The 24,007-nt window shown below is 63.6% G+C and carries 21 protein-coding genes; 11 read left to right on the forward strand and 10 right to left on the reverse strand.

Annotated features, from left to right (window positions below):
• Positions 1–136 (reverse strand): 2-oxoadipate dioxygenase/decarboxylase family protein (locus HP546_RS08280; RefSeq protein ID WP_172222523.1); only part of this gene is annotated, 136 nt, incomplete at its 3' end.
• Between the two features lie 201 nt (positions 137–337).
• On the reverse strand, positions 338–1,228 hold the full coding sequence (locus HP546_RS08285) for a LysR family transcriptional regulator (RefSeq protein WP_172222527.1): 891 nt from the start codon (positions 1,226–1,228) through the stop codon (positions 338–340).
• Positions 1,229–1,363: 135 nt separating this feature from the next.
• On the opposite strand from HP546_RS08285, the gene HP546_RS08290 reads away from it, so the two are divergent.
• Together HP546_RS08290 and HP546_RS08295 are read left to right on the forward strand one after the other, a co-directional pair.
• Positions 1,364–2,854, forward strand: a complete 1,491-nt coding sequence (locus HP546_RS08290) for an aldehyde dehydrogenase family protein (protein ID WP_172222531.1) — start codon at positions 1,364–1,366, stop codon at positions 2,852–2,854.
• Positions 2,855–3,003: 149 nt separating this feature from the next.
• Positions 3,004–4,290 (forward strand): FAD-binding oxidoreductase, encoded by a 1,287-nt coding sequence (locus tag HP546_RS08295; RefSeq protein WP_172222535.1) that lies wholly within the window; start codon positions 3,004–3,006, stop codon positions 4,288–4,290.
• Positions 4,291–4,398: 108 nt separating this feature from the next.
• On the opposite strand, the gene HP546_RS08300 is transcribed toward HP546_RS08295, so the two are convergent.
• Entirely contained in the window at positions 4,399–5,826 is a 1,428-nt protein-coding gene (locus HP546_RS08300; protein ID WP_172222539.1) for a mechanosensitive ion channel family protein, read from the reverse strand.
• A 309-nt stretch (positions 5,827–6,135) separates the two neighbouring features.
• Here HP546_RS08300 and ycaC (HP546_RS08305) point away from each other — a divergent pair, with 309 nt between their 5' ends.
• The 4 genes from ycaC (HP546_RS08305) to HP546_RS08320 all read left to right on the forward strand — a co-directional run bounded on the left by ycaC (HP546_RS08305) (position 6,136) and on the right by HP546_RS08320 (position 10,465).
• Entirely contained in the window at positions 6,136–6,765 is a 630-nt protein-coding gene (gene ycaC / locus HP546_RS08305) for an isochorismate family cysteine hydrolase YcaC (RefSeq protein ID WP_172222542.1), read from the forward strand.
• A gap of 117 nt (positions 6,766–6,882) precedes the next feature.
• Positions 6,883–7,449 (forward strand): antibiotic biosynthesis monooxygenase, encoded by a 567-nt coding sequence (locus HP546_RS08310; RefSeq protein WP_172222546.1) that lies wholly within the window; start codon positions 6,883–6,885, stop codon positions 7,447–7,449.
• A 39-nt stretch (positions 7,450–7,488) separates the two neighbouring features.
• Complete coding sequence (locus HP546_RS08315) at positions 7,489–8,307, forward strand: alpha/beta fold hydrolase (protein ID WP_172222550.1); 819 nt, start codon at positions 7,489–7,491, stop codon at positions 8,305–8,307.
• A 175-nt stretch (positions 8,308–8,482) separates the two neighbouring features.
• Positions 8,483–10,465 carry an amidohydrolase gene (locus HP546_RS08320; RefSeq protein ID WP_172222553.1) on the forward strand — a complete coding sequence of 661 codons (1,983 nt, stop codon included), beginning with the start codon at positions 8,483–8,485 and terminating at the stop codon, positions 10,463–10,465.
• Between the two features lie 166 nt (positions 10,466–10,631).
• Here the strand turns inward: HP546_RS08320 and HP546_RS08325 are convergent, their stop codons facing one another.
• From HP546_RS08325 to HP546_RS08335, 3 genes are all read right to left on the reverse strand, one after another.
• On the reverse strand, positions 10,632–12,230 hold the full coding sequence (locus HP546_RS08325) for an MFS transporter (protein WP_172222556.1): 1,599 nt from the start codon (positions 12,228–12,230) through the stop codon (positions 10,632–10,634).
• A gap of 1 nt (position 12,231) precedes the next feature.
• Positions 12,232–13,494 (reverse strand): OprD family porin, encoded by a 1,263-nt coding sequence (locus HP546_RS08330; protein WP_172222561.1) that lies wholly within the window; start codon positions 13,492–13,494, stop codon positions 12,232–12,234.
• A gap of 203 nt (positions 13,495–13,697) precedes the next feature.
• Entirely contained in the window at positions 13,698–14,609 is a 912-nt protein-coding gene (locus tag HP546_RS08335; RefSeq protein ID WP_172222566.1) for a LysR substrate-binding domain-containing protein, read from the reverse strand.
• Between the two features lie 135 nt (positions 14,610–14,744).
• Here HP546_RS08335 and ycaC (HP546_RS08340) point away from each other — a divergent pair, with 135 nt between their 5' ends.
• A complete protein-coding gene (gene ycaC / locus HP546_RS08340) occupies positions 14,745–15,374 on the forward strand; it encodes an isochorismate family cysteine hydrolase YcaC (protein WP_172222571.1) in 630 nt (209 codons plus the stop codon).
• 176 nt (positions 15,375–15,550) lie between these two features.
• Here ycaC (HP546_RS08340) and HP546_RS08345 read toward each other — a convergent pair whose 3' ends face one another.
• The gene (locus tag HP546_RS08345; RefSeq protein ID WP_172222574.1) at positions 15,551–15,844 is read right to left on the reverse strand and encodes a hypothetical protein; all 294 of its coding nucleotides are present in this window, start codon (positions 15,842–15,844) and stop codon (positions 15,551–15,553) included.
• 826 nt (positions 15,845–16,670) lie between these two features.
• On the opposite strand from HP546_RS08345, the gene HP546_RS08350 reads away from it, so the two are divergent.
• Positions 16,671–16,949 (forward strand): type II toxin-antitoxin system RelE/ParE family toxin, encoded by a 279-nt coding sequence (locus HP546_RS08350; protein ID WP_172222579.1) that lies wholly within the window; start codon positions 16,671–16,673, stop codon positions 16,947–16,949.
• A 12-nt stretch (positions 16,950–16,961) separates the two neighbouring features.
• Positions 16,962–17,246: a HigA family addiction module antitoxin gene (locus tag HP546_RS08355; RefSeq protein WP_172222584.1), complete on the forward strand. Its 285-nt coding sequence runs from the start codon at positions 16,962–16,964 to the stop codon at positions 17,244–17,246.
• A 4-nt stretch (positions 17,247–17,250) separates the two neighbouring features.
• Here the strand turns inward: HP546_RS08355 and HP546_RS08360 are convergent, their stop codons facing one another.
• Both HP546_RS08360 and HP546_RS08365 read right to left on the reverse strand, forming a co-directional pair.
• On the reverse strand, positions 17,251–19,038 hold the full coding sequence (locus HP546_RS08360) for a monovalent cation:proton antiporter-2 (CPA2) family protein (protein WP_172222587.1): 1,788 nt from the start codon (positions 19,036–19,038) through the stop codon (positions 17,251–17,253).
• Between the two features lie 241 nt (positions 19,039–19,279).
• The gene (locus HP546_RS08365) at positions 19,280–20,254 is read right to left on the reverse strand and encodes a GlxA family transcriptional regulator (RefSeq protein ID WP_172222592.1); all 975 of its coding nucleotides are present in this window, start codon (positions 20,252–20,254) and stop codon (positions 19,280–19,282) included.
• Between the two features lie 179 nt (positions 20,255–20,433).
• Here HP546_RS08365 and HP546_RS08370 point away from each other — a divergent pair, with 179 nt between their 5' ends.
• Together HP546_RS08370 and ycaC (HP546_RS08375) are read left to right on the forward strand one after the other, a co-directional pair.
• Complete coding sequence (locus tag HP546_RS08370) at positions 20,434–20,796, forward strand: AraC family transcriptional regulator (RefSeq protein WP_172222597.1); 363 nt, start codon at positions 20,434–20,436, stop codon at positions 20,794–20,796.
• 71 nt (positions 20,797–20,867) lie between these two features.
• On the forward strand, positions 20,868–21,494 hold the full coding sequence (ycaC, locus tag HP546_RS08375; protein WP_172222600.1) for an isochorismate family cysteine hydrolase YcaC: 627 nt from the start codon (positions 20,868–20,870) through the stop codon (positions 21,492–21,494).
• A 54-nt stretch (positions 21,495–21,548) separates the two neighbouring features.
• On the opposite strand, the gene HP546_RS08380 is transcribed toward ycaC (HP546_RS08375), so the two are convergent.
• On the reverse strand, positions 21,549–24,007 hold a 2,459-nt coding region (locus HP546_RS08380; protein ID WP_172222621.1), incomplete at its 5' end, for an ATP-binding protein.

The following is a 24,007-nucleotide window of genomic DNA, read 5'->3' on the forward strand; positions in this document are numbered from 1 at the left end:
TGACCTGCTGGTTGATTTCGCTCACCAGCTCCAGCAACGTGCCGTACAGCGGCACTTCCTGTTTGTACATGAGCGACATGGCGGCAGAGAACTGCGCGCGGATGCTGTCTGGGCTGACGAAATCGTGGGCGGGCATCGCTAGCTTCCTGGTTAGGTTTGGACGCTTACATGAAAGCTGGGAATGCACTTGGCTCACAAGCGAAAAAAAGTGAGTGTGTCATTCCTTTTTTGATCGACCTTCAGGGCCCTTTCGCGGGCATGCCCGCTCCCACAAGTACTGCACAGGGCTTGAACCTGCGCGGTCCCTGTAGGAGCGGGCGAGCCCGCGAAGAGGCCCTCAAGCCTGAAGCTGCTCATCAATCCATTCCACCAACGCCCGCACCTTTGGCACCTCCGCCGCATGCTCGGCATACGCCAGATAATGCGCCCCGCCACTGCGCATTGCATGGTTCCACGGCACCACCAGGCTACCGTCGGCCAGTTCCTTGGCCGCCAGATAACGCGGTACCAACGCCACCCCGCAGCCAGCCTGCGCCGCGCTCAGCGCCATGTAGAACGTATCAAAGCGTGGCCCGTGGTAGGCACTGACGCTCTGCAGCCCCAGCTCCTGGAACCACTCATGCCAGGCCTCCGGCCGCGAGGTGCTCTGAAGCAGTACCAGTTCGGCCAACTCTGCGGCATCGCCCAGCTCGCGCCCGGCCAGCAGCTCCGGCGCGCACACCGGCACCACTTCTTCGCGGAACAGCTCAACGCAGGTGGCCCCCGGCCACGTGCCCTGGCCATAGAAGAACACCACGTCCGCCGACCCCTGCAGCAGCGCAAACGGTTCCATCTCGTTGCGGATATCAAGGTGGATATTGGTGTGGCGTTTGCCAAAGCCCTTGAGGTGAGGAATCAACCAGCGCACGCCAAAGCTCGGCTGAGTAGCTACCTTCAGTATCTCGGTCTGCTCGCCATAGGTCAGGACATAGCGGCTGGACATGTCGACCTGGGTGAGGATCTTGTTGACCTCGGCCAGGTACAGACTGCCAGCCGGGGTCAGTTGCAGGCGCCGGCGAATGCGCAGGAACAGGTGGTGGCGCAGCATCTCTTCAAGCTGCGCTACCTGCTTGCTGACCGCGCTCTGGGTCAGGTGCAGCTCTTCGGCGGCACGGGTAAAGCTTAAATGGCGCGCGGCAGCTTCAAAGCACTGCAGGGCGGTCATGGAGGGCACCAGGCGTTTGGACATAGCGGTCTCTGCGGCTCGAATCATTACCTGACGGAATGATATGCGGAATAAAGGTCGTTTGTTGCACTGGTGTGATCGGATTAATACTGATCCACATCATTTTTCCACCCCATCACCGATATAGGAGATGCACAAATGGTTGCTGGATTGCTCGAGCGCCTTGGCGTTGCCGCCGATGCTTACACCCAGGGCGACTACCCTGTTCACACGCCGATCGACGGCAGCCAGATCGCCTCGGTGAAACTGCTCGGCAAGGCCGAGACCATCGCTCGCATCGTTCAGGCCCAGAGCGCCTTCGAAGCCTGGCGCAGCGTACCGGCCCCACGCCGTGGCGAGCTGGTGCGTCTGTTCGGTGAAGTGCTGCGCGAGCACAAGGCGGACCTCGGCGAGCTGGTATCGATCGAAGCCGGCAAGATCACCCAGGAAGGCCTGGGCGAAGTGCAGGAAATGATCGACATCTGCGACTTCGCCGTCGGCCTGTCGCGTCAGCTGTACGGCCTGACCATCGCTTCCGAGCGCCCTGGCCACCACATGCGTGAAACCTGGCACCCGCTGGGCGTGGTCGGCGTGATCAGCGCCTTCAACTTCCCGGTAGCCGTCTGGGCCTGGAACACCGCCCTGGCCCTGGTGGCCGGTAACTCGGTGCTGTGGAAACCGTCTGAAAAAACCCCGCTGACCGCGCTGGCCTGCCAGGCGCTGTTCGACAAAGCCCTGAAAGCCTTCGGCGATGCACCGGCTGGCCTGGCCCAACTGGTGATCGGTGGCCGTGAAGCTGGCGAAGCCATGGTCGATGACCCGCGCGTACCGCTGGTCAGCGCCACCGGCAGCACCCGCATGGGCCGTGAAGTCGGCCCGCGTGTCGCTGCCCGCTTCGGCCGCAGCATCCTGGAACTGGGCGGCAACAACGCCATGATCCTGGCCCCGAGCGCAGACCTGGACCTGGCCGTGCGCGGCATCCTGTTCTCTGCTGTCGGCACCGCCGGTCAGCGCTGCACCACCCTGCGTCGCCTGATCGTGCACCGCTCGATCAAGGACGAAGTGGTTGCCCGCGTCAAAGCCGCCTACGGCAAAGTCCGCATCGGCGACCCACGCAAAGACAACCTGGTTGGCCCGCTGATCGACAAACTGTCGTTCGACGCCATGCAGGGTGCGCTGGCCAAGGCCCGCGATGAAGGCGGCCAGGTATTTGGTGGTGAGCGCCAGCTGGCCGACCAGTATCCGAACGCCTACTACGTGTCGCCAGCCATCGCCGAAATGCCGGCGCAGAGCGAGGTAGTACGCCATGAAACCTTCGCCCCGATCCTGTACGTGCTGGCCTACGACGACTTCGAAGAGGCCCTGCGCCTGAACAACGAAGTGCCACAAGGCCTGTCGTCGTGCATCTTCACCACCGACCTGCGTGAAGCCGAACGCTTCCAGAGCGCTTCGGGCAGCGACTGTGGCATCGCCAACGTCAACATCGGCACCAGCGGCGCCGAGATCGGCGGCGCGTTTGGTGGCGAGAAGGAAACCGGCGGTGGCCGTGAGTCCGGTTCGGATGCCTGGAAAGGCTACATGCGTCGCCAGACCAACACCGTGAACTACTCGCGCGAGCTGCCGCTGGCGCAGGGTATCGTGTTCGACTGATGACCGCAGGCGGGGGCTCTGCCCCCGTTTCGCCGGCAAGCCAGCTCCCACAGAGAGTGTTGTCTACCGTACGCTCTCTGTGGGAGCTGGCTTGTCGGCGACAGGGCCGCACCGCGGCCCCAACAAGAACAAATTGCTGGAGCCGGGCCATGTCCGAACTGCGTCAAGAATGCTTGTGGGAATTCGTCAGCAAACCGACCGTCGCCGACCAGGCCCTGGCCGGTGAGCACAAGGCGGATGTCTGTGTGATCGGTGGCGGCATTACCGGCTTGTCTGCGGCTATCCACCTGCTCGAACAGGGCAAGTCGGTGATCCTGCTGGAGGCCTGGAAGATCGGCCATGGCGGGTCCGGGCGCAACGTCGGCCTGGTCAACGCCGGCACCTGGATTCGCCCGGACGACGTCGAAGCGACCCTCGGCCAGAAGACGGGCAGCCGCCTGAACAAGGTACTCGGCGAGGCCCCGGCTGAAGTGTTCGCCATGATCGAGCGCCTTGGCATCGACTGCCAGGCCCAGCACAAAGGCACGCTGCACATGGCGCACAACGCCACCGGCATCGCCGACCTCGAAGCGCGCCATGCGCAGTGGAGCCGCCGGGGTGCCGACGTGGAGCTGCTGACCGGCGCCCAGTGCCAGGAGTACTGCGGTACCGACAAGATTTCTGCCGCGCTGCTCGACCGCCGCGCCGGCACCATCAACCCCATGGGTTACACCCAGGGCCTGGCGGCTGCCGTGGCGCGTCTGGGCGGCAAGCTGTTCCAGCAATCGTCGGTCGAAGGCCTTGAACGTGACGGCGATGCCTGGCGGGTGAAGACCGCTCGCGGGTCAGTGCGCGCCGACAAGGTGGTGATTTCCACCGGCGCCTATACCGAAGGCGACTGGAGCAACCTGCAGAAGCAGTTTTTCCGTGGGTATTACTACCAGGTGGCTTCCAAGCCTCTGCACGGCGCTGCGGCCGACAAAGTGCTGCCTCATGGCCAAGGCTCCTGGGACACCCGCACGGTGCTCAGCAGCATCCGCCGTGACGACCAGGGCCGGCTGTTGCTCGGCAGCCTGGGCCGGGTCGACAACAAGCCGGCGTGGTTTGTGCGCAGCTGGGCGGACCGCATCCAGAGCCACTATTACCCGGAGCTGGGCAAGGTCGAGTGGGAAATGCACTGGACCGGTTGCATCGACTTCACCCCCGACCACTTGATGCGCCTGTTCGAGCCGGCGCCGGGGCTGGTGGCGGTGACTGGCTACAACGGCCGCGGCAACACGACCGGCACCGTGATCGGCCGGGCGTTTGCCGAGTTCCTGCTCAAGGGCGAGGCGGACAGCTTGCCGATACCGTTCTCGCCGATGGCCGGCGTGAGCGCGCCGTCACTGCGCACCGCGTTCTATGAGTCCGGGTTCTCGCTGTACCACGCGGGGCAATGCTTGAGAGTTGTGTTGTAAGTACCGGCCTCTTCGCGGGTAAACCCGCTCCCACAGGTACAACACAGTTTTCGAGACTTGTGATGTACCCGTGGGAGCGGGTTTACCCGCGAAGAGGCCAGTACAGGCTTACTTGTGCAACCAGCTAAGGAAGCCGCCCTTCTTGATCAGGGCCGGCTTCTGCAGCAGCAACGACTCCCGGCTCTGCCGCCGGAAGCGCTGCAACTTGCTCAACGCCGTCTGCACTTCGCCGCGCTGTACCAGGCAGCTCTTCACCTGTTCCTTGTCGATCCGGTACAACACGCAGCTGGTCAGGGTGCGGAACTCGGCAAACGAATCTTCTTCGTCAATGATCCCCTCGACCCCCAGCACCTCACCCGGCCCCATGCGCCCGGCTTCCAGCAGCTTGTCGCCATCGCGCACCGCTGCCGAGACCACACCGCTACCGATTACCAGCAGGTGATCGGAATGCTCGCCCACGCCCAGGATCACCTGATCGGCCAGGTACTCCACTGTCGTCATGCGCTGGCTTAGTGCATCGCGTTCTTCATCGCTCAACGAGCGGAACACCCGCACTTCATCCAGCACCTCGCGCTGGCGGCTGCGCGGCGGCATCGCCAGGTCGACATTCCACATCACCCCGCTGGCCTCCAGGTGCCGGTGGGCCAGGTCGAACAGCTGGTTGCGCGCTTCGGTCTTGAGTGCGGCGTCAGCAATGAAACCACTGGCTTCGTACTCCACCGACTCCAGTGTCGAGGTTTTCACCGAAACCTTGGGCGCTGGCGAGGCGAGCAGGGCGCTGGTGCCCTGCAAGGCCTTTTCCAGGGCGTCGAACACCCGCCTTGGGCGAACCTTGGCCGGCACCACCACGCTGATGGTTACCCCGTGGCGATCGGCCGGGCGGCTATGGTTGAGCAGCTTGGCCTTGGCCGCCACCGAGTTGGGGATGACCGCCAGGCTGCCGGTGCCGGTGATCATGCGCGTGGCCCGCCAGTCGATATCCACCACCTTGCCCTCGGTGCCATCTATGGAGATCGAATCGCCGATCTGATAGGGCCGCGTGGTATTCAGCACGATGCCGCTGAACACGTCGGCCAGCGTGCTCTGCAGCGCCAGGCCGATGACGATGGCCATCACCCCGGACGTGGCCAGCAGGCCCTTTACCGGCAGCTGCAGCACATAGCCTGCAGCAGCGACCACTGCGACCAGGAATATCAGCGCGCCCAGTACATCCTGCAGCAGCCGGCCGCCATGGCTGCCCCTGGCCACCAGCAGCAGGCCGAACACCACGGTGATCGTGCGCGCACCAAACAGCCACCAGCCGATTGCCAGCACCGTGGCCATCAGGTTGCGCGAAACATCGTCAGGCCAGGGTGGCGGTTGCAGCGGGCTCATGCCGGCGGCCACCAGCACCGAGCTGAACAGCAGGAATATCACCAGCCGTGCGCCGATGCGCCAGGCGCGGCGCTGAACAGGGATGAGCTGCCAGAGCACCAGGTCAAGCAGGATCAGGGCGGAGCCGAGCAACAACGGGGACGACTGGATGAACGCCAGCATGGAAGTCTCGGGGGTGAGGGGAGGCTGTGGGTAGTAATAGAGCAGGTTGCCGTCGCAGGCAATGTGAACCTGTGCCGGCCTCTTTGCGGATGAACCCGCTCCCACAGCTCTGAGTTTGGTGAAGTCCCTGTGGGAGCGGGTTCACCCGCGAAGGGGCCAGCAAATTCAGCGCCAATCCATCGTTCACATAACAGAACGCTAAAGCCAAAAACCGCTATCTACCGCTGAAAAGGTGATGGATTTAATCTTCTCCCATCAACGCGAAACACCCAACTTACTGAACAATCAAAACCTTCTGGAGCAACGACCATGACCAACTTCAAATACAACCGCCTGAACAAAGACGACGCCGCCGTACTGCTGGTCGACCACCAGGCGGGCCTGCTGTCGCTGGTCCGCGACATCGAACCGGATGCCTTCAAGAACAACGTGCTGGCCCTGGCCGACCTGGCCAAGTTCTTCAACCTGCCGACCATCCTCACCACCAGCTTCGAGCAAGGCCCCAACGGCCCGCTGGTACCGGAACTGAAGGCACTGTTCCCGGACGCCCCGTACATTGCCCGCCCAGGCCAGATCAACGCCTGGGACAACGAAGACTTCGTCAAGGCAGTGAAGGCCACCGGCAAGAAGCAGCTGATCATTGCCGGCGTCGTGACTGAAGTGTGCGTGGCCTTCCCGGCCCTGGCAGCCCTGGAAGAAGAATTCGACGTGTTCGTGGTGACCGATGCTTCCGGCACCTTCAACGCCATGACCCGCGACGCCGCCCATGACCGCATGAGCCAGGCCGGTGCGCAGCTGATGACCTGGTTCGGCGTGGCCTGTGAGCTGCACCGCGACTGGCGCAATGACGTGGAAGGCCTGGCCGCGCTGTGCTCCAACCACATCCCTGACTACCGCAACCTGATGACCAGCTACAACGCCTTCAACGCCAGCAAGTAAACCGCTACGCCCCGGGCACCGACGGTCGGTGCCCGGCAAGGGCAGCACACCCATCCAATCCTCCGCCCGTTCACCGTTGCACAGTGGATGCGGGCAAGCTCATCCCAAGGAACGCCGATGAACACCGCACTCCAGGACAACCGCAACGTGGTGACCCTAGTCATCCAGCACAAGGTTCGCGCCGCGTCGCTGGCCGACTACGAAGCATGGCTCAAGCGCACAGTAAGCACCGCGCGGCACCAGCCGGGGCACCTGGACGTCAACGTCATCCGCCCCGACGACGGCGGGCTGCACTTCACCACCGTGGTGCGTTTCGCCGATGCCAGTTTGCTGCAGGCCTGGGTCAACTCGGCTGAGCGCCAGGCGCTGGTCAGCGAAGTGCTGCCGCTGCTCGAAGGCGGCGACCATACCCAGGTCCACGATGACCCGGAGTTCTGGTTCACCCCGCCGAGCACCACGGCCGCGCAGCCACCGCGCTGGAAGCAGGCGCTGCTTACCTACCTGGTGATCTGTCCGATGACCATGGTCATCCCGCAATTGCTGGCGCCGCTGTTCGCCCGTTTCCCCCAGTTGGGCGGCCCGATCACCGGCAACCTGATCGTCAACCTGTTCGTCATCCTGCCCGTGGTGTTCTACATCATGCCTTGGGTAACCCGCCGCTGTGCCACGTGGCTGCGCGGCTGAGCCACGCCTTTCCCTCGACACTTTCAAGGAGATACCGACATGAGCACGTTCGTTACCCGCGATGGCACCTCGATCTATTTCAAGGACTGGGGCAGCGGCAAACCGGTGCTGTTCAGCCACGGCTGGCCGCTGGATGCCGACATGTGGGATTCGCAGATGGAGTTCCTGGCCAGCCGCGGCTACCGCACCATTGCATTCGACCGTCGTGGTTTCGGCCGGTCGAGCCAGCCATGGTCCGGCTATGACTACGACACCTTTGCCGACGACATCGCCCAGCTGATCGAGCACCTCGACCTGCGTGAGGTAACGCTGGTGGGCTTCTCGATGGGGGGCGGGGATGTCAGCCGCTACATCGCCCGCCATGGCAGCGAGCGGGTGGCCGGGCTGGTGTTGCTGGGCGCTGTGACGCCGGTGTTCGGCAAGCGTGACGATAACCCCGAAGGTGTCGACCTGTCGGTATTCGAAGGTATCCGCGCCGGCCTGCGTGCCGACCGTGCGCAGTTCATCGCCGATTTCGCCACGCCGTTCTATGGCCTGAACCATGGGCAGCAGGTGTCCCAGGGGGTGCAGACGCAAACCCTGAACATCGCGCTGATGGCGTCGATCAAGGGCACCCTGGATTGCGTGACAGCTTTCTCCGAAACCGACTTCCGGCCGGACATGGCCAAGGTCGATGTGCCGACGCTGGTGATCCATGGTGACGACGACCAGATCGTGCCGTTCGAGACCACCGGCAAGCAGGCGGCGGAGCTGATTCGTGGGGCTGAGCTGAAGGTGTATGCCGGGGCGCCGCATGGGTTTGCGGTGACCCACGCGCAGCAGCTGAATGAGGATTTGCTGGCGTTCCTTCAGCAGTAATTGCGCTGGGGCATTCGAGGCGTCGAACCGCCGCGAAGAGGCCAGGCCTGGCAGCACAAAACCTGATCAGGGCTAACCTTCTACAACCCACCGCACATCCATCCAAGCCTTGGCCCGGCACCAACCGGCATGCTCCGCAGTTGCGCCTGCCGCCGCCCCCGAGACGGAGAACCCCATGTCCCAGGACCGCAACGACCAGACCCGTCGCCAGTTCCTCGCCACCAGCACGGTGCTCGGTGCTGCCGGTGCGCTCTGGTCCGCATTGCCATTCACCGGCCAAGCCGGTTCCGCTCACGCATCCACCCAAGGAGGTTCCATGACCGCCGACCTGATTCTGTTCAACGGCAAACTGCACACCGTTGACCGCGAAAAGCCCACCGCCACCGCCGTCGCCATCAAGGATGGCCGGTTCGTTGCCGTGGGCAACGACGCCGAGGCCATGGCCCACAAGGGCGCCACCACGCAGATCATCGACCTCAAGCAGCGCACTGTCATTCCGGGCCTGAACGACTCGCACCTGCACCTGATCCGCGGCGGCCTGAACTACAACCTGGAACTGCGCTGGGAGGGCGTACCCTCGGTGGCCGATGCCCTGCGCATGCTCAAGGACCAGGCCGCGCGCACGCCCACCCCGCAGTGGGTGCGCGTGGTCGGTGGCTGGAACGAATTCCAGTTCGCCGAAAAACGCATGCCGACCCTGGAAGAAATCAACCAGGCCGCCCCGGACACGCCAGTCTTCCTGCTGCACCTGTACGACCGTGCCTTGCTCAACCGCGCCGCGCTCAAGGCCGTCGGCTACGACAAGAGCACACCGAACCCGCCCGGTGGCGAGATCCAGCGCGACAAGTTCGGCAACCCGACCGGCATGCTGATCGCCCGTCCGAACGCGATGATCCTCTACGCGACCCTGGCCAAAGGGCCGAAGCTGCCGCTGGAATACCAGGTCAACTCCACCCGCCAGTTCATGCGCGAGCTGAACCGCCTGGGCCTGACCAGTGCCATCGATGCCGGCGGCGGCTACCAGAACTTCCCGGACGACTACTCGGTGATCCAGGAGCTGGCCGACAACAACCAGCTGACCGTGCGCATCGCCTACAACCTGTTCACCCAGAAGCCCAAGGAAGAGCTGGACGACTTCAGGAAGTGGACCTCCAGCGTCAAGCTGCACAGCGGTACCGACTTCCTGCGCCACAACGGCGCCGGCGAGATGCTGGTGTTCTCCGCTGCCGACTTCGAGGACTTCCTCGAACCGCGCCCGGACCTGCCGCAGACCATGGAAGAAGAGCTGGAGCCGGTGGTGCGCCACCTGGTCGAGCAGCGCTGGCCGTTCCGCCTGCATGCCACCTACAACGAATCGATCACGCGCATGCTCGACGTGTTCGAGAAGGTCAACCGCGACATCCCGTTCAACGGCCTGCCGTGGTTCTTCGACCACGCCGAAACCATCACCCCGCAGAACATCGAGCGCGTGCGTGCGCTTGGCGGCGGTATCGCCATCCAGGACCGCATGGCCTTCCAGGGTGAATACTTTGTCGACCGCTACGGCGCCAAGGCCGCCGAGCAGACCCCACCCATCAAGCGCATGCTCGACATGGGCGTGCCGGTGGGTGCCGGTACCGACGCCACCCGCGTGTCCAGCTACAACCCGTGGACTTCGCTGTACTGGCTGGTCAGCGGCAAGACCGTCGGCGGCATGGAGCTGTACCCCGAAGGCCTGAGCCGCGATACCGCCCTGCAACTGTTCACCCAGGGCAGTGCGTGGTTCTCCAGCGAGCAGGGCAAGAAGGGCCAGATCAAGGTCGGCCAGCTGGCTGACCTGGCGGCGCTGTCGCTGGACTTCTTCAGCGTCGAGGAAGAAGCGATCAAGGGCATCGAGTCGGTGCTGACCGTTGTCGATGGCAAGGTGGTGTACGGCGCGGGTGAATTCGACAAGCTCGGCCCGCCGCAGGTACCGGTGCTGCCGGAATGGTCGCCAGTGACCAAGGTGCCGGGGCACTGGCGCGTTGGTACCCCGTCGCTGGCAGCGGCGGTGCACCAGTGCTCCGGGCCGTGTGGGGTGCATGCGCACAGCCATGACAAGGCGCGCAAGTCGAGTGTGCCGGTGAGCGACTTCCAGGGCTTCTGGGGTTCACTGGGTTGCTCGTGCTTTGCCTTCTGAGCTGAGCTGATGTGAAGAAGGGGGCCAGTATCTGGCCCCCTTCTTTGTGTTGACTGTTCTGGCCCTATCGCCGGCAAGCCAGCTCCCACAAGACCTCTACTGGCCTTGAGAGCTGTGTAATCCTGTGGGCGCTGGCTTGCCGGCGATAGGGCTGCGAAGGTCAGTATCAGTGGTGAGCCTTGTGCTCCCCACCAGCCAGTAGATGCCTGATCTTCACTTGCACCCCCTCGGTCTGCAGCAACCGCACCCGCGCCTCGATCTTCAACTCGCCACGGGTCACTCGATGGTGATGGCGCAGGTGCTCCAGCCACGATTCCTCGAAGAAGAACTCCAGCCACAACGCCGGGTCCGCACTGTCGCGCATCAACCCCCAGGACAACGCGCCATTGCGCTTGCGCATCGCCTCCAGCTCACGGGTCGCCTGCTGGAATGCGTCGGCCTTGGCCGGGTCGATGTGGTACTCCACGGTCACCATCACCGGCCCGCTGTCCTTGTCCATGTCATCGCTCAGCACCGGCACCGGCCAGTGCAGCGACGGCGTCAGCTCTTCGGCCTCGGTTTCCGGCAGGGTCACTTTGCAGGTCAGCAGGGTACCCAGCGCCAGGCCGCCAGCAGCCAGCAGCAGGCTCAAGGTGATCGACGCATGGCTGGCCAGCGTGCCCCACAGCAACCCGCCAGCGGCCATGGCGCCGAAGAAGATGAGGATGTACACCGACAACGCCCGTGCCCGCACCCAGGCCGGTACCGACGTCTGCGCGGCCACCTGCAGGTTGGACAGCACGGCGATCCACGCCGCACCGCTGAGCAGCATCGCCGGCAGCAACACATAAAAGTTGCGTACCAGCGCCAGGGCCAGCAGGAACAGGGCATACAGCAGGCTGGCCAGCAGCACCAGGCGGTCCCGGCTGATGCGTTCGCGCAGGCGTGGCAGCAAGGTGGCACCGGCCACCGCGCCAATGCCGATGGCGGCCAGCAGCAGGCCGAAGTCGGCGGCCGTGCCATGCATCTCGCCGCGTACGATCAACGGCAGCAAAGAGGTGCCGGCGCTGGCGCAGAAAAAGAACGCCAAGGCCCGCAGCAGCACAGCCTGCAACGGCTTGGCGCTGCGGGCAAAACGCAGGCCGGTGCGCATGGCGCCGATAAACCGTTCGGCCGGCAGCAGCGGCTCTTTCACTTCGCGCTTCCATAGCAACAGCACAAGGATGACGCCGGCGAACGAAACCGCGTTCAGGGCGAACGTCAGCCAGGGCCCGACCAGGCTTACCACCACCCCGGCCAGGGCCGGGCCGATGGCGCGGGACACGTTGATGCCGACGCTGGAGATGGCCACTGCATTGGCCAGGTCTTGCTTGCCCACCAGTTCCGGCGTCAGTGCACTCCAGGCCGGCATCATCAGTGCCGTGCCGATGCCCAGCGCCAGGGTCAGTCCCAGCAGCAGGGTAACGTTCATCAGCCCCAGCAAGGTCAGGGTCGCCAGCACCACGGCAACCGCTGACATCCACAACTGCACCAGCAGCAGGTAGCGACGCTTGTCGACGATATCTGCTGCGGCCCCCGCCGGCAGGGCCAGGAAGAACATCGGTAGCGAACCGGCCACCTGGATCAGCGCCACGTGCAGCGGGTTGGACGACAGCGTGGTCATCAGCCAGCCGGCACCCACTTCGTGCATCCAGGTGCCGATGTTGGAGGCGATGGTGGCAATCCACAGCATGCGGAAGGTGGTGTTGCGCAACGGGCTCCAGGCGCCTGAAGGGGAATTGCTCATATCAGAAGCTGCCTTTGAGTGGGTATTCGATGATCAGGTAGAAGCGGTCGATGTCGTCGCCTGCCTGGGCCTGGTTGGCACGATGGCTGACGTGGGAGAACGACAGGCTCAGGTCCTTGGCAGCGCCGGACTGCACCACGTACTTCAGGTCGATGTCGCGCTCCCAGTGCTTGCCGCCCTGGCCGTACTGGTTGACGTAGGCACCACCCGCCGGTGCGTGGCTGCCGTCGATGCCACGGCCGCTGACGTAGCGGCCCATCAGGCTCAGGCCGGGTACGCCAAGGGTGGCGAAATTCAGGTCGTAGCGCAGCTGCCACGAGCGTTCGCCCGGGCCGTTGAAATCGGCGTATTTGATCGAGTTGGCCAGGTAGATCGAGTCACCGCCGACGAAGTCGAACGGGGTATCGCCCTCGACCTTCTGGTAGGCCAGGCTCAGCGCCTGGGCGCCCATGCTGTACTTGGCCAGCAGGCTGTAGGCGAGGGTATCGATCGCCCCGGCGCTGGCGTTGCCGGTGTCGCGGGTGTTGTACAGGTTGCCGTCCAGGCGCCAGTTGCCCTCGGCCAGGTTCAGGTTCAGGTAGGCCTGGCGCCAGGTATCCTCCAGTTGCCCGGCATACAGCGCAGCGCCGAAAGGGCCGGCGGGCGCGAAGGTGGCGCCGGCCAGGCTGATGGCGCGGTTGTGGGTGCTGGCGCCATAGCCGTTGAAATCATCGTGGGCCGAGCTGTTGTCCTGGTTGTTGAAGGCGGTGAAATGCCCAGCCTGCAGGCGCCAGTCTGGCAGGTCGGTGTTGTCCACCAACCAGCCGCTGGCGTATTCCGGGTGCAGGCGTTTGTCGCTGGTGTCGAACACCGGGGTTTCCACGGTCATCTCGCCGTAGCGCAGCTGGGTGTTGCCCAGGCGCAGCTTGAGCGCGGCGCCGGCGCTGGAGTAGTCGGACTCGGCGCGGCCATCGCTGTCGCGCGGCAGCAGGCCGGTACCGGCATGGCCACGACCGCCGTCGAGCTTGAGACCAAGGAAACCGTGGGCGTCGATGCCTACGCCGACGGTGCCCTCGGTGAAGCCGGAGCGGATTTCACCGATGAAGCCTTGGGCCCATTCCTGGCGGTAGTTCTGGCCGCTGGCGGAGGGCGAGCGGAAGTCGCTGTGCAGGAAGTAATTGCGGCTGAGCAGCGACCAGCCGGGTTCGTCGGCCTGGCTGAGTGCCGGGCACAGGGCGAGGGTGGCGAGCAGGGCGCGGCCTGGTCCGGGGGTGGCGCGGATCATGGGGGCTCCGGGGGTTATGATCCGGGACTGTGGATGAAGGGTAGGGCAGGGGTCTTGTAACAGTGTGCTGGCATTGGCTTTGTCTGTTGCGGCCCTTTCGCGGGTAAACCCGCTCCGACCGGTTCTCCACAAGCCACGGGGCTATCGCCGACGCTGTGGGAGCGGGTTTACCCGCGAAAGGGCCGGTGCAGGCTGCAACTGACTCAAGCCATATCGCTGATCGCAAATTCCTCGGCCAGATGATCGATCAGCGATCGCACCGACGGCAGCAACCCGCGCCGCGACGGGAAGATCGCATGCACAATTCCACAGCGTGGATGCCATTGCGGAATCAACTCCACCAGCCGCCCCTCCGCCAGGTCCTCGCGCACGGCCACCCGCGGCAAGTGCGCAATACCCACCCCTGCCACCACGAAATGGCGCAGGGCGAACAGGTCGTCAGTGACCATGCGCGGGGTATGGGGGATGACGATGCTGCGGCTGTTGTCCTCGCCCTGGAACAGTTCCCACTGATACTCCCGCTGGGCACTGCCCCAATGCACGCTGGGCAGCGTGCCGAGCAGCTGCGGGTCGAAACCTTCGGGCAATTGCGCCAGGTATTGTGGGTGGCCGACCAGGCACTGGGTACTGTTGCTGAGCACCTTCATCACCATGTCGGTGTTCTCCAGCGGCGGAAAACGCACCCGCAGGGCGATGTCGAAACCCTCGTGCAACAGGTCGACGCGGCGGTTGGTACTTTCGATGAACAGCTCTACCTGCGGGTACTTGAGCATATAGCGGGTCAGCATCGGCCCGACCCAGGAATTCAGCAGGGTGGTCGGGCAGCTGATGCGCACCAGCCCACGCGGCTCGCTCCGATTGCGCTCGATGATCTCCGCCGCGCCCTCGGCTTCCACGCGCATGGCCAGGCAGCGGTTGTAGTAGGCCTGGCCGATTTCAGTGAGCGAGCAATGGCGGCTGGTGCGGTGCAGCAGGCGCACGCCCAGGCGCTCCTCAAGGTCGGCGATGCGCCGGCTGAGCTTCGACTTGGGCATGTCCAGCGCCCGGCCAGCCGGAGCGAAGCCACCGTGCTCCACAACCTGGGTGAAGTAGTAGAGGGAGTTGAGGTCTTCCAATGATCGTTCTCCAGATGGAACGCTAAAGGCAATTTTCGCAGTCTACCGCCGTGAAGGGGATGATTTTAATCTGTGCCCATCAACGCGAAACACCCCGGATTGCTGAAAAATTCATAACCCTTAGGAGCACGGACCATGAGCAAATTCACCTACAACCGCCTGAACAAAGACGACGCCGCCGTACTGCTGGTCGACCACCAGGCCGGGCTGCTTTCCCTGGTCCGCGACATCGAGCCGGACAAGTTCAAGAACAACGTACTGGCCCTGGCTGACCTGGCCAAGTTCTTCAACCTGCCGACCATCCTCACGACCAGCTTCGAGCAAGGCCCCAACGGCCCGCTGGTGCCAGAGCTGAAAGCACTGTTCCCGGACGCCCCGTACATCGCCCGCCCAGGCCAGATCAACGCCTGGGACAACGAAGACTTCGTCAAGGCGGTGAAGGCCACCGGCAAGAAGCAGCTGATCATTGCCGGCGTGGTAACCGAGGTTTGCGTAGCCTTCCCGGCCCTGGCAGCCCTGGAAGAAGAGTTCGACGTGTTCGTGGTGACCGACGCCTCCGGCACCTTCAACGAAATGACCCGCGACGCCGCCCATGACCGCATGAGCCAGGCCGGTGCGCAGCTGATGACCTGGTTCGGCGTGGCCTGTGAGCTGCACCGCGACTGGCGCAACGATGTGGAAGGGCTGGCGGCGCTGTGCTCCAACCACATTCCGGATTATCGCAACCTGATGACCAGCTATAACGCGCTCACTGCGGGTAAGTGACAGCCTGTAAGTTCTAAGCGTCAAGGCCGGCTCCCTCTATAGGGAGCCGGCCTTTTGCGTTTGCTGTGCCGGCCTCTTCGCGGGTAAACCCGCTCCCACGGGTAATGCACAGCTTCAGAACCTGCGGTGACCCTGTGGGAGCGGGTTCACCCGCGAAGAGGCCGGCACGGGCGATATCAAGTCATGGGCTGCGACTCAATCCCATCCAGCAATGCCTCAATCAGCCCTTCTGCCATCTCGACTGCATTCAGGTTGCTCCAGAACAGGCTCTTGCCGGTTTCATCCAGGTGCTCCAAGGCTTTGTATCCACAGTCATAGGCACCGCGCAGGTACTGGGCGACATGCACCAGGGCATCGTGGGCAGAGACGCCAGGGTTTACTGTGAATAACGGGGGGTGGCCGGCATCGCAGCGGCTGAAAGGGCGTTGTGTGGTGTTGGGGAGGGGTGGATCCGGGACGATTCTCTTCATGGCAATTCCTTCTCCAGAAATGAACTGCAACCACCCGTTTCCACGCAGAAGGCGGCAGTTGTACGCGAGGTGGAAAACCGGGGAGAAGGCAAGCCGGTAGGCCAGAAGGCCACACGCGCACAACTGCCATTACGGCAGTCCTTCATCACATCCGGGTTTCCACACCCGATCGCTGAACCGACAGCGACCCGGTAAGCCTAGAGAGCAGGCCTTCCCCGGACAATCAGACGGGTGTCGACACGGGGTGTAGGATAAATCCTCGGGCTTGGCGTGAACGTAGGAAATGGTTCGCGGGGAAGTAGGACCTTGCTGAAAATTGGACGATCTTGTGATGGGTTTTTTGTGTCCGCGTAACGGCAGCGAGGTGATCGTCAGGAGATCGCAGGATGGCCTCCAGTTGTATGGCGATAGGTTTGTGGCGCCTGCGAAATCGAGCGCCGCCCGCGCGGCGCATCGCGGATAAATCCGCTCCTACATTTGTTGCAACGTGGCCATGCCTGTGAGGCCATGGTTGTCAGCCGGTTTGCAAGACTGAAGACCTGCGCCAAGGCTGGCAACCATGGCGTAACAGGTTCGGCACGTTGCAACAAATGGAGCGGATTTATCCGCGATGCGCCGCGCGGGCGGCGCTCGATCTCACAGGCGATATAACTCTCAAGGCATGCTTTTTGGGAAACCTCTTACATTGAAAACGGATGGCATGACGGGGCCAAGCAGGAAGGCCAAGCGCAAACTGGGCAACCCGGAAATCCTTCAGGTGTGCCCCCATGTTCCGTCCAAGTACTAGCTTGAAAAGTGTAAGGCATGACCTTACACTCAACCGTCAATGATCAGAAGTTTCAGGCACAAGGGCCTGAGGCTGCTCCATCAGCAGGGTGACGCATCTGGCGTGCGTGCGGATCATGTCAATCGCTTGCGGCGTTTGCTTGCTTCCCTGGAGGTTGCACAAACGCCAGCAGACATGAACCGTCCCGGTTACCGCCTTCATCCTCTGCACGGAAAGCTGGATAGCTTTTGGGCAGTTAATGTTTCAGGTAACTGGCGTCTGGTGTTCCGCTTCTTGGGTACCGATGTGGAGCTTGTTGATTATTTGGACTACCACTAAGAGGCTTCAATCATGCCTATGTTTGATCCTCCCCATCCAGGGGAGTCCCTGCGAGAAGACGTGTTGCCTTCAATTGGCATGAATGTCTCTGAGTTAGCTCGTCACCTAGGTTATTCGCGGGGGCAGTTATCCACAGTACTCAATGGACGCGCCGCCATTTCTGCCGATCTTGCTTATCGCCTTGAGCTGGCGGGTCTCGGCCCTGCCAGGCAGTACCTTGCCGAACAGGCCGCTTACGATCTTTGGCAGGCTGCCCACCGTGAGCATCCTCAGATAGAGCGGTTAGTGTTCGCCTGACGACTTACCTCGCATCCGAATCAAACAACCGCTCCAACTCCACCCGCGCCTCCTTGGCCGTCTGCATCACTTTGGCCCGGTCATCGCGCACCTGCCCTTGGGCCAGCAGCACCTCTTCATCATGCTGGGTAAACCGCGCAATCCGGTCCGCCGCCTGTTCATCGCTCAAGCCCAACCCCACCAGCGCCCTGCGGGTCATCTCCAGGCTGGAGTAGAACGTCTCGCGAATCGGCTCGGCACCCACATCCACCAGCTTGTGCACATGCTGGCGGTTACGTGCCCGGGCCAGCACTTTCAGGTGCGGGTACAGACGCTTGATGCGCTCCGCAGTGCGGGTGGCGACTTCGGGGTCATCGATGGTGATGACCACATACTCCGCTTCGCCCACCTTGGCGGCGTGCAGCACCTCCGCGCGCAGCGGGTCGCCGTAGAACACCGGCACCTGCTCGAACATGCGGGTCATCTCGATGGCATCCACCGAGGTTTCCAAGGCCAGGAACGGGATTTTCTGCGCCCGCAGGATGCGCGCCACAATCTGCCCCATGCGGCCCATGCCGACAATCACCACCCGAGGTGCATCGGTTTGGATCTGGGTGTATTGCTCAGGCACTTCCCGCACCGGCTGCGGGCGTTTGAGGGCGCGAGCGCAACCGAGCATCAGCAACGGAGTGATGGCCATCGACAGGGTGATTGTCATCAGCAGCAGGTCGTAGGTCTGGGTGTCGAACAGGCCCTGGTCCTTGCCCAGCTTGAACACCACGAAAGCAAACTCGCCACCGGCGGCCAGGACCATGCCCAGGCGTAGGGCGCTGGCGCTGTTCAAGCCACCGGCCAGGCGGCCGACGCCGAACAGCAGCGCCAGCTTCACCGTCACCAGCAGCAGGGTCAGGCCCAGCAGCACCAGCGGCATTTCCAGCAGCAGGCTAAGGTTGGCGCCCATGCCGACACTGATGAAGAACAGCCCCAGCAGCAGGCCCTTGAACGGCTCGATCTGCGATTCCAGCTCGTGGCGGTATTCCGAGTCGGCCAGCAGCAGGCCTGCCAGGAAAGCGCCCAGCGCCATGGAAATGCCGGCTTCTTCCATCAGCCAGGCGGTGCCGATCACCACCAGCAACGCCGTGGCAGTGGATACTTCCGGCAGACCGGTGCGGGCGACGGTGCGGAACACCGGGCGCAGCAGGTAGCGGCCGCCGACGATGACCACGGCGATGCTGGCGAATACCTTCAGGCCGTGTTGCAAGCTGTCACCATGGCTGGTGTCGGGGCCAGTGGCGGCCAGCAGCGGTACCAAGGCGATCAGCGGGATGGCGGCGATGTCCTGGAACAGCAGGATGGCGAAGGCCAGGCGGCCGTGCGGGGCGTTCAGCTGCTTGCTCTCGGCCAGGCTCTGCAAGCCAAGGGCGGTGGACGAAAGCGCCAGGCCCAGGCCCAGCACGATGGCTGCAGGCAGGGTCTGGCTGAAGCCGAACAGGGCGATGGCGCCGATGATCGCGCCGGTCAGCAGCACCTGGGCAGTGCCGACGCCGAACACCGACTTGCGCATCAACCACAGGCGCTTGGGTGACAGTTCCAGGCCGATGATGAACAGCAGCAACACCACGCCCAGCTCGGAAATGTGCGCCACGCTTTCAGTGTCGCGGATCAGGCCCAGTGCCTGCGGGCCGATGGCGACGCCAGCCAGCAGGTAACCCAGCACGGCACCCAGTTGCAGGCGCTTGGCCAGGGGGACGGCGACGACGGCGGCGAGCAGAAAGATCACCGCGGTTTGCAGAAGGCTGCCTTCGTGTGGCATTGGCTCGTACTCCATGAGCTGCCGGGGCAGCGTTTGAACAGTTTGGCGGACAATTCTGGGGGCTGGGGTGGAGTAAGACAATCTGCCGTCGGGGAGAAAGATTGTCCTGAAAAATGAGACAACCCGAGCTGGCCTCTTCGCGTGTAAACCCGCTCCAGGTACAGCGGAGCCTGCCAGGCAGGTGCAATCCCTGTGGGAGCGGCTTTAGCCGCGAAGAGGCCAGCACAGGATAAACACTGACTCAGGCCTCACCAAACTGCGCCCGATACTGCGCCGGCGTCATGCCAATCCGCTCGCAGAACACCTTGCGCATATGCCGGTCACTGCCAAACCCGCACTGCGCCGCTACCACTTTCAGCGGCAGGTCGCTGCCTTCCAGCAGCTTGCGCGCGCGGTCGATGCGCGCATTCTGCAGGTACTGCAAAGGCGTGATGCCCACTTCGCGCTGAAAGGTGCGGGCGAAGTTGCGGCTGCTCATGGCCACCAGGTCGGCCATTTTCTGCACGGTGAACACCTGCTCGATGTGATCGACGATGAACGCCTGCACCCGTGCGATCGGCGAATCGTCGCGCGGTACCGCCGCCAGCAGTGGCCCGTAGGGCGTCTGCCCACCCTGACGATGGCGCGCAACCAGCAGCACCTTGGCCACTTCCAGTGCCAGCGCCTTGCCGTGGTCCTCCGCCACCACCGCCAGTGCCAGGTCGATCCCTGCGGTGATCCCGCCCGAGGTGATCAGGCAGCGGTCGATCACGTAGATTTGCTCGGTCTCGACCCGGGCATTGGGAAACGCCCGCGCCAGGCGCTCTACATAGTTCCAGTGGGTGGTGCAGCGATAGCCGTCGAGCAGCCCGGCACGGCCCAGCAGGAACACGCCGGTGCAGATCGCACCAAAGCGCCTGGCACTGCGTACGGCCTGCGGTAGCCAGCGCTCGATGCCGGGCAGCGCTATGTCATAGGCCCCCGGCCCACCGGGCACCAGCAGCAGGTCGACGGCCTCCGGCAGGTCATCCAGGCGCAGGTCGGCCAGTACTTTCAGCCCACAAGAGCTGCGCACTGCCGCTTGCCCCTCGGCCAGGGTGAGCAACCGGTATTGCTGGTCTGCAGGCAAAAAGCGGTTGGCGATGGCGAACGCATCCATCGGCCCTGTCACATCCAGCGACAGCACATCGTTGAACAGCACCATGGCCACGGTGCGGTAGGCGGGGTTTTCCTGCATGGCGCTTTTGCCTTTAATGCCGGCCGCCGCAGCGGCCTGTAGCTGAATACGAAACGCATCTTATGGTAACGGCAAAACGGCCAGGGCCAGCAGTGCTCGATTAAGAACAATTCAGGTTTGGCTCAGGACTTTGTCATGAGTGGAAGGCGAGACTTTACTCATTGAACAGGAGAGTCGCCATGCACCCTTGGACGCCCCAAGAGCAGCAGCAAGCCCCTGGCGCACTGACGCCTGCGCGGTTACGTCAGGCCAAGGAACTGATGCTGCGCAGCTCGCTGTCGATCATCGAGATCGCCGGCGTGTGCAACCTTACCCGCAGCCATTTCTCCCGGGCGTTCAAGGTCAATACCGGGCTATCGCCCCAGGCCTGGCGCTTGCTGGCGCGCATGGAAAAGGCCAAGCGCCTGCTCGCCACCGAAGCACCGATCACGCATGTAAGCCTGGAATGCGGCTTCTGCGACCAGGCCCATTTCACCCGCGCCTTCAGCCGCCTGGTCGGCCAGCCACCGAAGGCCTGGCGCCAGGCGCAGGTCAATCCTTAAGCCTAATCTATCCACCGGTATAGCCCCCTGTGGGCAGTACCGGCCCGTTTCCCAACCCAAGGAGTCACCCCATGAGCCAACCCGATTACAAGCGCCTGAACAAAGACGACGCCGTGGTCCTGCTGGTGGATCACCAGACCGGCCTGATTTCGCTGGTGCAGGACTTCTCGCCCAACGAATTCAAGAACAATGTGCTGGCCCTGGGCGACCTGGCCAAGTTCTTCGGCCTGCCAACCATCCTCACCACCAGCTTTGAGCAAGGCCCGAACGGCCCGCTGGTGCCTGAGCTGAAAGAGATGTTCCCGGACGCGCCGTACATTGCCCGCCCCGGCCAGATCAACGCCTGGGACAACGAAGACTTCGTCAAGGCGATCAAGGCTACCGGCCGCAAGCAGCTGATCATTGCCGGTGTGGTCACCGATGTCTGCGTGGCTTTCCCGACCCTGTCCGCGCTGGCCGAAGGCTTTGAAGTGTTCGTGGTGACCGATGCCTCCGGTACCTTCAACGAAACCGTGCAGCAGGCGGCCTGGGCGCGCATGACCCAGGCGGGCGCGCAGATGATGAACTGGTTCTCGGTGGCCTGTGAGCTGCACCGCGACTGGCGCAACGACATCGAAGGGCTGGGCAACCTGCTGTCGCAGCGTATCCCCAACTACCGCAACCTGATGAACAGCTATTCGGCATTGACTGCCCGTTGATGTAAACCTGTTGCGGCCCCTGCGCGGGCTATTCCGCGAAGAGGCTGCAACAGGCTACGAATGGTTCACCGGCAACGTGAAGCTAATCCGGCACCCACCGAGGTCCGAGGCCAGCGCCTGCAGCTGTCCGCCATGAGCCTGCACCACCGAACTGCAGATCGCCAGGCCCATCCCCATGCCATCGTCCTTGGTGGTGTAGAACGCCCCGAACACCCGCTCGCGCTCGTCGGGCGCGATGCCCGGGCCGTTATCGTCGACGCAGATCTCCACCCTGTCGCCAGCGACCGACGAGGTAATGCGCAGCACTCCATCGCTGCGATATCCCGCCAGTGCCTCCAGGGCATTGGTGATCAGGTTGAACACCAGTTGCTGCAACTGCACCGGGTCAGCCATCACGCTGACCCCCGCCTGCAACCGCGTCTGCACGTCTACCGTGCCCTTGGCGGCATCGGCCGAAGTCAACCGCACCACCTGGCGTATCAGCTCGTCGGGCTTCATCGCCTTGAGCTGCATCGGCGCCTGTTTGGCCAGCGAACGCAGTGCACGCACGATGTTGGCCGCACGTTCGCTGTCGTTGCGGATGTCTTCCAGCCCGGCTATCGCCTCATCCAGGTCGGGCTTGCTGCGCTTCAGCCAGCGCAGGCTGGCCGCAGCGTTAGAGGCGATGCCCAGCAGCGGTTGACTGATTTCGTGGGCGATCGACGCCGACAGCTCGTTCATCACCTGCAGGTGCGCACTGCGTGCGAGCTCTGCACGTGAGCGGCGCAGCTCGGCCTCCATCTGCGCCCGGCTCTGGTTGTCTTCGGCCAGGCGGGTGTAGAACTTGGCGGTTTGCAGCGACACCGCGGCCTGCGAGGCAAGGATTTCCAGCATGGCCAGACGCTGGCTGCCGAACAGGTTCGGCACCAGGCGGTTTTCCAGGTACACCAGGCCGATCAGGGCGCCCTGGATCACCAGTGGCAGGCACAGCACCGAACGGGCGTTGCGCGCCTGCAGTTCGTGACGGAAGGCCTCGGGGCAATCGTTCTGCGCATCGTTGAGCACCAGCGGCTTGCGGGTGCGCATGGTGGCGTTGATGATCGACAGCGGTGCCTGGGTCATGAACTTCTGGCAGTTGTCCATGCTCACGTGCAGCCCCGCATCGTCGATGTAGGCCAGGGCAGCCATCTGGAATTCGGCACCACTGACGATCAGCAAAGCGCCATGGTCGGCGCCGGAATGCTGGGTCAGGTGCCCCATCAGGGTTTCGATCAGGCCTTCGAGCAGCACTTCCTCGGACAGCGCCCGTGCCGCCTCGATGCCGGCCTCCAGGTCGAGCTTGGCCTGGTGGGTTGCGCGGTAGGTCTCCTGGATCGGCTGGGTGCGCAGAAACGGATGCAACGTCTCCAGCTGATGCACCTTGCCGGTCGCGCCCCAGATGTGAAAACAGTCCCGGGCGACCCGCAGGTGCAGGTTGGCACCCGAAATCAAGCCACTGGGAATGCATACCTCGGCCAGCTGTTCGTGGGCCAGTGCCTGTTCGTGGATGAAGCCGGCGGCGGTTGCGGCGATCTGGGCCTGGTCGAAGCAACGAATGGCGGCAAGGCCGTCGCCCTCCAGTTTGGCGATCACGCCCTCGATCAGCAGCAGCTTGTTGCGGAACGTGGCCGGGTTGAAACCGGCCCAATGGCCAAAGCGCTCACGCAGGCCGTGCAGCGCGTGCAGCTTTTCGGTCAGGCTGCCAGGGGCCTCCGGGCTGCCCAGGGCCAGGCCGTGGAACAGGTGGTAGTCGGCCAGGTTGATATGCGCCGGTGCCGCCCAGGCGTGTTCTGCGGTTTTCGCCAGGTGCTGCAGGGCGTGGGGGATATTGCCCAGGTAGAACGCCGACATACCGGCAAACAGGTGGCGGAAGAACAGTGTGGTGGGCGAGTCGACTGGTACGGTCGAGACCGGGCAGGGTGTGCCGCTGAGTTCGGCAACGAATGCATGCTGGGCCTGCAGGATCTGTTCGACATCGTGGTAGCCATGGCGGCGCACGGTCGCCAGGCCTTGCCCCACCTCATCGGCAACGTCAGGCAGGTAACGGCCCATGAACAGCGAATCGGAAACCAGGTGATTGCAGGCGTAGCAGCTCATCGCCAGGTCGCCGCTCAGGCGCGCAGAGTCGACTGCCTCCAGCGCGGTGCGGCGAGCAAACTCCATGGGCGAAGTCCAGGCGCTGACCTGGTCCAGGGCCAGCAGCGCGCTGGTCAGGTCAGCCTCGAAGCCGTGGCGTTCGATCAGCTTGAGGGCGGCAAGGCAATAGGCATGGCCGTCATGATAGGCGCCGAAGCGCTGAGCAACCATTACCCCGAACCAGGCCAGGCCATATGTGCTGCCTGGCGCAACGCCATGCAGCAGCGACAGCTCCATGAGTTTGGCCAGGTGCAGGAAGCACAGGTCGTCCTGCACGAAGAACGATGACGACAGTGTCGCCAGCAGGCTGATGGCGACCGTTGCTTCCTCCGAATCGGTGCGTGGCAGCGACTCCAGGC

The sequence above is a fragment of the Pseudomonas sp. CM25 genome, from assembly GCF_013179705.1.
GTDB lineage: Bacteria > Pseudomonadota > Gammaproteobacteria > Pseudomonadales > Pseudomonadaceae > Aquipseudomonas.

Coding starts and splice junctions, on each gene's coding strand:
- HP546_RS08285 (WP_172222527.1), bottom strand. CDS start 1,228: ATGTCCAAACGCCTGGTGCCCTCCATGACCGCCCTGCAGTGCTTTGAA.
- HP546_RS08290 (WP_172222531.1), top strand. CDS start 1,364: ATGGTTGCTGGATTGCTCGAGCGCCTTGGCGTTGCCGCCGATGCTTAC.
- HP546_RS08295 (WP_172222535.1), top strand. CDS start 3,004: ATGTCCGAACTGCGTCAAGAATGCTTGTGGGAATTCGTCAGCAAACCG.
- HP546_RS08300 (WP_172222539.1), bottom strand. CDS start 5,826: ATGCTGGCGTTCATCCAGTCGTCCCCGTTGTTGCTCGGCTCCGCCCTG.
- ycaC (WP_172222542.1), top strand. CDS start 6,136: ATGACCAACTTCAAATACAACCGCCTGAACAAAGACGACGCCGCCGTA.
- HP546_RS08310 (WP_172222546.1), top strand. CDS start 6,883: ATGAACACCGCACTCCAGGACAACCGCAACGTGGTGACCCTAGTCATC.
- HP546_RS08315 (WP_172222550.1), top strand. CDS start 7,489: ATGAGCACGTTCGTTACCCGCGATGGCACCTCGATCTATTTCAAGGAC.
- HP546_RS08320 (WP_172222553.1), top strand. CDS start 8,483: ATGTCCCAGGACCGCAACGACCAGACCCGTCGCCAGTTCCTCGCCACC.
- HP546_RS08325 (WP_172222556.1), bottom strand. CDS start 12,230: ATGAGCAATTCCCCTTCAGGCGCCTGGAGCCCGTTGCGCAACACCACC.
- HP546_RS08330 (WP_172222561.1), bottom strand. CDS start 13,494: ATGATCCGCGCCACCCCCGGACCAGGCCGCGCCCTGCTCGCCACCCTC.
- ycaC (WP_172222571.1), top strand. CDS start 14,745: ATGAGCAAATTCACCTACAACCGCCTGAACAAAGACGACGCCGCCGTA.
- HP546_RS08345 (WP_172222574.1), bottom strand. CDS start 15,844: ATGAAGAGAATCGTCCCGGATCCACCCCTCCCCAACACCACACAACGC.
- HP546_RS08350 (WP_172222579.1), top strand. CDS start 16,671: ATGATCAGAAGTTTCAGGCACAAGGGCCTGAGGCTGCTCCATCAGCAG.
- HP546_RS08355 (WP_172222584.1), top strand. CDS start 16,962: ATGCCTATGTTTGATCCTCCCCATCCAGGGGAGTCCCTGCGAGAAGAC.
- HP546_RS08360 (WP_172222587.1), bottom strand. CDS start 19,038: ATGCCACACGAAGGCAGCCTTCTGCAAACCGCGGTGATCTTTCTGCTC.
- HP546_RS08365 (WP_172222592.1), bottom strand. CDS start 20,254: ATGCAGGAAAACCCCGCCTACCGCACCGTGGCCATGGTGCTGTTCAAC.
- HP546_RS08370 (WP_172222597.1), top strand. CDS start 20,434: ATGCACCCTTGGACGCCCCAAGAGCAGCAGCAAGCCCCTGGCGCACTG.
- ycaC (WP_172222600.1), top strand. CDS start 20,868: ATGAGCCAACCCGATTACAAGCGCCTGAACAAAGACGACGCCGTGGTC.